This is a genomic window from Microcoleus sp. BM001215392 (genome assembly GCF_036700185.1).
GTDB lineage: Bacteria > Cyanobacteriota > Cyanobacteriia > Cyanobacteriales > Microcoleaceae > Microcoleus.
Genome location: NZ_JAUBOJ010000198.1, coordinates 1 through 8027, shown reverse-complemented (window position 1 = coordinate 8027; position 8027 = coordinate 1). Strand labels below are relative to the sequence as shown.

Genomic DNA, 8027 nt, shown 5'->3' with positions numbered 1-8027 from the left:
CGCCGAGTTCGATCTTTATTTCTTAGTCCGCAGAGGCAGACATGATTTTTTGTAGGCGCGATTTCAATCGCCTAATGATTTAATTTTTAATTTTCAACTTCCTATTTGTATACTGAGGAACCCACCCTTGAGCAGTGGTGTAATACTGCACAGCTTTCAAGTACAGCAACGGAGTGAGATAAAACCAATGTTCAGTATTGGGAGGCACTTTAAGATATTCTTCAGCTTCCAACATTAATTGTACCTGAGAGCCGTTAGGATAGACGAACCCAAAAACACATTCCCCAGCTAAAACGTGCAGAACTTCGGCATCTGCGTGAGTGTGAGTGCGATCGCTTTGAGTCATCAGCGGGTAAATCTGTGGCGAACCCGGATGTAGCACTTTTAAGTCGCACCACTGACATCCGCTGGCGCGCTTGAAATATTCAAACTCGGTTTTAAATGCTGCGAGAATCTGCTGTTTTTCTGTGACATTGAGAATGTCTTGCAGTAGAATTTCTTGAACAGCAGGATTTTCCTTCTTTGGTAGGCGATCGAGCTCAATATTTAAAATAGCCAGTTGGCTCGCGATCGCCTCGATATCGGTATATATCCTACCGTCTTCTAATTGCAGAACAGCCATATTACATCACCTATTTATTTCGCTTTGAGGAGAATTTAGTTGGCAGCTTGTATATACTGTTGTAACAGACAAAACTCCTGCTTGTTTTTCATAATAGCCGATCGCTAAAATTAGATATTTTGCCTCCATATCTTCAACTTAATATCACACTTTCACGATAAATCTTAAATTTTAACTTTTATTTAATAACCTTGAAAGTAAGGTGCTTATGGCGCACCTTACAAAACTGAGAACTTTTAAACCAGCATTCCAGCAATACAAGCAGTCATGAAACAAGCCACAGAACCAGCAATCATCGCCCTGACGCCCAACCGAGCCAAATCACCCTTGCGGGATGGCGCCATCCCACCAATCCCCCCAATTTGAATTCCGATGGAACCAATATTAGAAAAGCCGCACAAAGCATAAGTCGCAATAATTACCGATCGTTCCGAAATCGCCTGTTGCTTCACCAATTCCATCAAATCCAGATAAGCTATAAACTCATTTAAAATCGTCTTCTTCCCCAAAATAACTCCTATTTTCCCGCAATCTGCCCAAGGTACACCCATCAGCCAAGCCACGGGAGCCATCAAATAAGAAAAAATCCATTCCAGCGACAACTGAGGCAAACTAACCAGCCCTCCAAACCAACCCAAAACTGCATCAAAAAAAGCCAACAAACCCAAAAAAGCTATCAGCATTGCTCCCACATTTGCGGCCAACTTCAAACCATCGCTAGCACCAGAAGCCGCCGCATCCACCGCATTAGCATAAACCCGATCTACCTGAATTTCCACCTCGCCAGCAGTCAGGGACTTTTCAGTTTCTGGATACAGCAATTTAGAAATTGCCAAAGCAGCAGGTGCCGACATCACCGACGCAGCAATTAAATGTTGAGGAGACACACCAAAAGAAATGTAAGCGGCCATAACTCCGCCCGCAATTGTAGCAAAACCCCCCGTCATTACAGCGTGCAGTTCCGAGAGAGTCATCGTCGCTACATAGGGTTTAATTAATAGTGGTGCTTCTGTTTGTCCGACAAAAATATTGGCAGCACAAGAAAGCGTTTCTGCACCAGAAGTTTTCATCGTTTTAATCATGCCCCAAGCAACTGCTTGCACCACCCGCTGCAAAATGCCGTAGTGATAAAGCAGGCTGATAAACGAAGAGAAAAAGATAATAGTCGGCAGGACTTTAAAAGCGATATAGTGGTCGGTAAATTTGTCACCAAATACAAACTTTGCCCCAGCATCAGAAAAATTGAGAAATTGGGTGACTAAATCTCCCAAAAATTTAAATGCCGCCAAACCCGGAGCAGTTTTGAGAATCAAGATTGCAAAAATTAGCTGCAAAGCAATTCCCCACAGTACGGGAGGCCACTTAACAGCCCGTCGATCGACTGAAAAGGCGTAGGACAAACCCACAAAAACCGCTAAGCCCAACACAGAAATAAGTCTTTCCATTTCAGTCACATTCCCTTATAATCAAAGATTAAAGCTCAAAATTACGGCGCAGCCTAAATGCTGCTACTTTTATGCCTCTACCTATAGTTGCTATTATTGGACGCCCCAATGTAGGCAAATCGACGATCGTCAACCGTTTAGCCAACAGCCAAGACGCGATCGTCCACGACGAACCGGGAATTACGCGCGATCGCACGTACAGACCAGCATACTGGGGCGATCGCGAATATCAAGTCGTAGACACCGGCGGGCTAGTATTCGATGACGAGACCGAATTTCTGCCATTAATCCGCGAACAAGCAATGGCGGCGCTAGCAGAAGCAAGTGCAGCAATTTTCGTAGTAGACGGAAAAACCGGACTCACCGGCGGCGACGAATCCATCGCCTCTTGGCTGCGAGTGCAAAAAGTCCCCGTCATTCTCGCCGTCAACAAGTGCGAATCGGAAAATACCGGACTCACCCAAGCAGCAGACTTTTGGACATTAGGACTGGGAGAACCTTACCCCATTTCCGGGATTCACGGTAACGGTACCGGCGAATTGCTAGACCAATTAATGACTTACCTTCCCACAGAAATAGAGCCAGAAGTAGATGAAATCAAAGTAGCAATTATCGGTCGTCCCAACGTCGGCAAATCGAGTTTGCTAAACGCATTTCTCGGAGAAAACCGCGCCATAGTCAGCCCAATTTCCGGCACAACCCGCGACGCAATTGACACCATAGTAGAACGCAACGGTCAAACCTACCGCCTGATCGACACAGCCGGAATTCGCAAAAAGAAAAACGTCGAATACGGCGCCGAATTTTTCGGAATCAACCGCGCTTTCAAAGCCATCCGCCGCGCCGATGTAATACTGCTAGTAATAGATGCAATTGACGGCGTTACAGATCAAGACCAAAAATTAGCCGATCGCATCAGCCAAGAAGGTCGAGCCTGCATCATCGTCATCAACAAATGGGACGCCATAGAAAAAGACAACGACACCATCTACGAGTACGAAAAAACAGCAAGAATCAAACTGTATTTCCTCGACTGGGCAGAAATGATCTTTGTCAGCGCCATGAGCGGACAGCGAGTTGAAAAAGTCATTGAATTAGTAGACAAAGCCTCCGACGAACACAAACGCCGCGTCGCTACCGCCGTGATTAACGAAGTAATAGAAGAAGCCACAACCTGGCACTCAGCACCAGTTACCCGCCAAGGAAAACAAGGCAAAATCTATTACGGTACCCAAGTGCGATCGCAACCGCCAACCATCGCCCTATTCGTCAACGATCCCAAACGCTTCACCGAAAACTACCGCCGCTACATGGAAAGCCAATTCCGCAAACACCTCGGCTTTACAGGTACACCAATGCGGCTGCTGTGGAGAGGCAAAAAAGTTCGCGCCAGCGAAGTCAGCACCACCAACAGAGCACTGCGGGTGAAGTAATTCCAGATTTGGGATTTTGGATTTTAGATTGAAGAGAAAACGCAGTTTAATGATATGATTAGATTGCGATTTTTTCTTTTATTTGTGGAACAAGCGTCTCGTGGTTCAGAAAAGTACAATTTCAGAGATAAATCTGATTCTATCTCTGACAGTTGAATCCCCCAAAACCTTAATCGGTAGACCCCCACACAAAATTGAAAATAAAACAATCCCCCAATAAATCCCCAAATCAAACAATCAATCCCCCAATCAAACAATCTAAAATCTAAAATCTAAAATCTAAAATCACTCAAGTGGATGAACAAGAGTTTAAAAGAAGAACGAAGCAGCTAGCATTGAGAGTTATTAAGCTAGTAGATGCTCTGCCAAAAGAATCGGCTTCTCAGGTTATTGGTAAGCAGTTAATACGTTCGGCAACTTCTGTGGGAGCAAATTATCGAGCTGCTTGTCGTGCTAAGTCAACAGCAGATTTGATTTCTAAACTGAGGATAGTGGAAGAAGAAGCGGATGAAAGTCTTTACTGAATGGAGTTAATTGTTGAAGCCCAATTGCTAGATGCCACTAAATTGAAAAGTATCATGTCAGAGACTAATGAGATTTTAGCGATGACAGTTGCATCCATTAAAACATTAGTAGCTAAGCACCAAACATCAAATCGAAGATAAAAAAATCCGCAATCCTCCCAATCAATCCCCCAATCAATCCCCCAATCAATCCCCCAATCAATCCCCAATCCCCCAATCCCTCAATTTAAAATCTAAAATCTAAAATCTAAAATCTAAAATCTACAACATGGATTTATTGCGATCGCTCCCTATTGGACTTTACCTAGAACAACCCGTAACCTGGCTGCACCGGCTAGACTCCCGCGTCAAACTGGCCTGGTTGATGACATTTCTAATTGCGCCCATACTCGCCAATCCCGTGTGGCGGTTGATGCTAGTAGTAATGTTAATTGTACTGACACTCAGCGCAGCGATTCCCTTCCGCGTTTGGAAACAGCAAATGGGGCTGCTGCTACTATTCTGCTTTTTAGTATTTTGCCTCAGCGCGATCGCCCCCGACGCACTTCCATCAGAACATCAGCCTCGCATCCCAGCCGACGAATTAACCTTTTCGCAACAACCCGCAACCCTTCTACCAGCTCAAGAGCCCAAACCATGGTACAAATCTTTTAATTTAGGCTCAAAATCCCCAACCCAAAATCCCCCATCCCCAATCCCAAATAAACTCCCCCAACCCACAAATTACAGTTACGTTGTATTCAAAGGCGGCCCGATTAAAATTACCCGCAAATCCATAGATTTAGGTATCAACGTCAGCACCTTATTTTTCACAGTAATTTATAGCACCAACCTCTACCTCCTCACCACAGCCAGCGAAGAAATCACCGCCGCCATCGAAAACTTAATGCAACCACTGCGCCGCTTGCGCTGGCCAGTCACCGAAATTGCCCTAACATTAACCTTATCTTTGCGCTTCATTCCCCTAGTATTGGAAGAAATACAAAATTTAGTGCGATCGGTCAGCACCAGAGCCATAAACTGGAAAAAACTCGGATTTCGCCGCGCCGCTCAAGTTTGGTTGACTATCGCCGAGCGCCTGTTAGAAAACTTGCTCCTGCGAGCCGCACAAATAGCTAGCGCGATGAAAGTTCGCGGCTTTACCAGTCCCGATCGACACCGCGTAGAATGGCACCAGTTACATTTAAAAATCCGAGACTGGATAGCCCTCGGCTGCTTGATCGTCCTCTGGAGCGCCCGCTTCGTTTGGGGTTGGGACAGTTGACAGTTGACAGTTGACAGTTGACAGTTGACAGTTGCACAGTAAGGGAATCAAACCATTGATACTTGACGGGTATCGGTCACCCATCCAAGCAAAACTGATACCAGTTTCCAACAAGAATGCTGATGTAGGTAGACTCCAAAGCCACATCCAATGCTTCAATTCTTCAATTCTTCAATTCTTCAATCTCAAATCTCAAATCTCAAATGGTATGAGATACTTCGAGGCGATAGTGCTGCTAAGGTAATGGAGACAAATATTTAGAGATCCAAGACTGTGAACATCTATCTCGGGACAGATATCGTATATGTTCCGCGCATTCAAGCTGTATTAGATCGATTTGGCGATCGCTTCCTGGAAAAAGTTTACACCCCGGCCGAACAAAGAGACTGCGGACAACTAAATTCTCAATACAGCAGCATTAAAGGTAAAATGAACCGAGTTTCCTGCAACCAACTAGCGGGGCGATGGGCAGCAAAGGAAGCTGTTGTCAAAGCTCTAGGCACGGGATGGCGGGGAATACGGTATGCTGATGTCGAAATTCGGCGCTGCGAAAACGGTGCTCCAAACGTGCAACTGCACGGAACCGCAGCCGCACGAGCCTCTGTTTGGGGAAATTGCCAGTGGCAGTTGAGCCTCAGTCACGATGGAGACTATAGTATGGCTACCGCGATCGCCCTGTGCACCCCGCGATCGAGCGAAACTACAATCTAAAATCTAAATCTTTAATCTAATATCGATCGATTGTGAGCGTGAATGACTACCGAAACCTACCTGAATCATCCAAACTTTGGCCTCCTCTTCAGGGTATCCCAGGTTGAAGACAGCCAAGAATTATTTACCACCCTATACGCCCAGCGCCTATTTTTTTTAGTGACAAACGGCCCTGGCGGCTTGAGATTTGAACCCATCAGTCGCTCCGACGCTCGCCTCATGGTCGAAATTCGCCTGCGAACCCTCCGTCGCAGCGGTCAATATCAGGAGTACGATCAATTGCAGGCCGTTCACAAGCGCACCTTTCAATAGCCAAAATTGGTAATTGGTAATTGGTAATTGGTAACTTGGTAATTGATATCTGTCTTAATTTTCCTGCCCTCCTGTCAAGAGCGTTGAGCACCCATGACCATTGCCTCTCGAATTAACAGCATTCGCCAACAACTGCCGGAATCAGTGCGGTTAATTGCCGTTACCAAACAGGTATCGGCTGATGCTATCCGCGAAGCATACGACATCGGCATCCGAGATTTTGGCGAGAGTAAAGTGCAAGAGACTGCCGAAAAACAAAGCCAACTGCAAGATTTACCAGATATCAACTGGCACTTGATCGGCCACTTGCAAGCCAACAAAGCAGCCAAGGCTCTAGAACATTTCCAGTGGATTCACTCTCTGGATAATTTAAAGCTAGCTCAGCGGCTCTCGCGCTTGGCGGGCGAACAATCCTGCTCTCCCCAAGTCTGCCTGCAAGTCAAAATGTTGCCCGATCCCGACAAATACGGGTGGAGCTCTCCAGAGCTACTTGCCGACCTTCGAGAACTCAACAAATGTGAGTATATCAAAATTCAAGGTTTGATGACAATACCTCCGATCGGATTAGATGACTCACAAATTCTAGAATTGTTCAACAACACCCGCGAACTTGCTGACAAAATCCAGCAGCAAAATTTGCCAAACATTCAAATGCAGCAGCTCTCGATGGGGATGTCGGGAGATTATCATTTGGCAATTCAAGCAGGTGCTACTATGATACGGCTAGGAACAAGCTTGTTTGGCTCTAGAAGAGGACAACTTGGGTTAAAAATAGAATAGTCAGCCACCCGCGGCTAACCCGCAACGCGAGTATAGTCGGGGCAGCACAGTCGTGAAGGAGCTTAAATGGTGAACATTTTTTCTAAGCTACGAGATTTTGTAGGCTTCAACAATGAGCCTGAATACGATTATGAGTACGACGAAGCCGAAGGAGAGCGTTTTCAGAGCGCCTACCAACCGCCTGAACCTAACGCCGCTGCTGTCGCCGCAGCAGAAGAAGAACGCCGCCAAAATCGCAGAATGCGGGAGCGGTCAGTAGTAGGATCGACAGGTACGGATGTTGTTGCACCAACCGGGGGAGTAGGATCAGTAATGAATAACGTGATTGGAATGCCTGGATCTATGAACGGGATTTCGGAAGTAGTAGTGATGGAGCCGCGCACTTTTGAAGAGATGCCGGCTGCAATTCGAGCTCTTAAAGAACGCAAATCTGTGGTTTTGAACCTGACGGTGATGGACCCAGACCAAGCCCAAAGAGCTGTGGACTTTGTGGCGGGCGGTACTTACGCTCTTGACGGTCATCAAGAGCGCATTGGCGAAAGCATTTTCTTGTTTACGCCTAGCTGCGTGCAGGTGAGAACTCAGTCTGGTGTGGTTCACGAAGTGCCCCCAGCCCAAGGACGCCCGCGCCCTGCTGCGGCTGCTCCTGCACCGACTGTATGGCCGGCTGAACAAGCTCAAGCGGCTCAGTAATCAGTTGACAGTTGACAGTTGACAGTTGACAGTTGGCTGTTGGCTGTTGACTGTTGAAAAATAACAATAGGACTAAGACAAAAAAAATTGTCTGCTATCGGTAGTTGGCAAGGTGCGCATTGCGCACCATACATATAGAGTGTGTGCGTCCAGTACCGAACCAATCACCAATCACCAATCACCCGTAACAAATAACCAATAACCAATAACCAATAACCAATAACCAATAACCAATAACCAATA

Annotated in this window: 9 protein-coding genes; 7 read left to right on the top strand and 2 right to left on the bottom strand. The window is 46.2% G+C overall.

The features are described 5' to 3' along the window. Positions 1–79 precede the first annotated feature (79 nt). Together QT974_RS20110 and QT974_RS20105 are read right to left on the bottom strand one after the other, a co-directional pair. A complete protein-coding gene (locus QT974_RS20110; protein WP_333470195.1) occupies positions 80–622 on the bottom strand; it encodes an acireductone dioxygenase in 543 nt (180 codons plus the stop codon). A gap of 236 nt (positions 623–858) precedes the next feature. Then, the gene (locus tag QT974_RS20105; RefSeq protein ID WP_333470194.1) at positions 859–2067 is read right to left on the bottom strand and encodes a NupC/NupG family nucleoside CNT transporter; all 1209 of its coding nucleotides are present in this window, start codon (positions 2065–2067) and stop codon (positions 859–861) included. A 71-nt stretch (positions 2068–2138) separates the two neighbouring features. On the opposite strand from QT974_RS20105, the gene der reads away from it, so the two are divergent. From der to QT974_RS20070, 7 genes are all read left to right on the top strand, one after another. Continuing rightward, positions 2139–3500, top strand: coding sequence for a ribosome biogenesis GTPase Der (gene der, locus QT974_RS20100; RefSeq protein ID WP_333470193.1), 1362 nt, complete (start codon positions 2139–2141; stop codon positions 3498–3500). 293 nt (positions 3501–3793) lie between these two features. Continuing rightward, positions 3794–4024, top strand: coding sequence for a four helix bundle protein (locus QT974_RS20095; protein ID WP_333470192.1), 231 nt, complete (start codon positions 3794–3796; stop codon positions 4022–4024). A 268-nt stretch (positions 4025–4292) separates the two neighbouring features. Further along, a complete protein-coding gene (locus QT974_RS20090; RefSeq protein WP_333470191.1) occupies positions 4293–5288 on the top strand; it encodes an energy-coupling factor transporter transmembrane component T family protein in 996 nt (331 codons plus the stop codon). A gap of 273 nt (positions 5289–5561) precedes the next feature. Further along, positions 5562–5999: a holo-ACP synthase gene (gene acpS, locus QT974_RS20085; RefSeq protein ID WP_333470190.1), complete on the top strand. Its 438-nt coding sequence runs from the start codon at positions 5562–5564 to the stop codon at positions 5997–5999. A 42-nt stretch (positions 6000–6041) separates the two neighbouring features. Further along, positions 6042–6311 (top strand): transcriptional coactivator PipX, encoded by a 270-nt coding sequence (gene pipX / locus QT974_RS20080; protein WP_333470189.1) that lies wholly within the window; start codon positions 6042–6044, stop codon positions 6309–6311. Between the two features lie 93 nt (positions 6312–6404). After that, complete coding sequence (locus QT974_RS20075) at positions 6405–7091, top strand: YggS family pyridoxal phosphate-dependent enzyme (RefSeq protein ID WP_333470188.1); 687 nt, start codon at positions 6405–6407, stop codon at positions 7089–7091. 66 nt (positions 7092–7157) lie between these two features. Then, the gene (locus QT974_RS20070; protein WP_333470187.1) at positions 7158–7784 is read left to right on the top strand and encodes a cell division protein SepF; all 627 of its coding nucleotides are present in this window, start codon (positions 7158–7160) and stop codon (positions 7782–7784) included. Positions 7785–8027: the final 243 nt, after the last annotated feature.

Coding starts and splice junctions, on each gene's coding strand:
- QT974_RS20075 (WP_333470188.1), top strand. CDS start 6,405: ATGACCATTGCCTCTCGAATTAACAGCATTCGCCAACAACTGCCGGAA.
- QT974_RS20110 (WP_333470195.1), bottom strand. CDS start 622: ATGGCTGTTCTGCAATTAGAAGACGGTAGGATATATACCGATATCGAG.
- QT974_RS20105 (WP_333470194.1), bottom strand. CDS start 2,067: ATGGAAAGACTTATTTCTGTGTTGGGCTTAGCGGTTTTTGTGGGTTTG.
- QT974_RS20090 (WP_333470191.1), top strand. CDS start 4,293: ATGGATTTATTGCGATCGCTCCCTATTGGACTTTACCTAGAACAACCC.
- pipX (WP_333470189.1), top strand. CDS start 6,042: ATGACTACCGAAACCTACCTGAATCATCCAAACTTTGGCCTCCTCTTC.
- der (WP_333470193.1), top strand. CDS start 2,139: ATGCCTCTACCTATAGTTGCTATTATTGGACGCCCCAATGTAGGCAAA.
- QT974_RS20070 (WP_333470187.1), top strand. CDS start 7,158: ATGGTGAACATTTTTTCTAAGCTACGAGATTTTGTAGGCTTCAACAAT.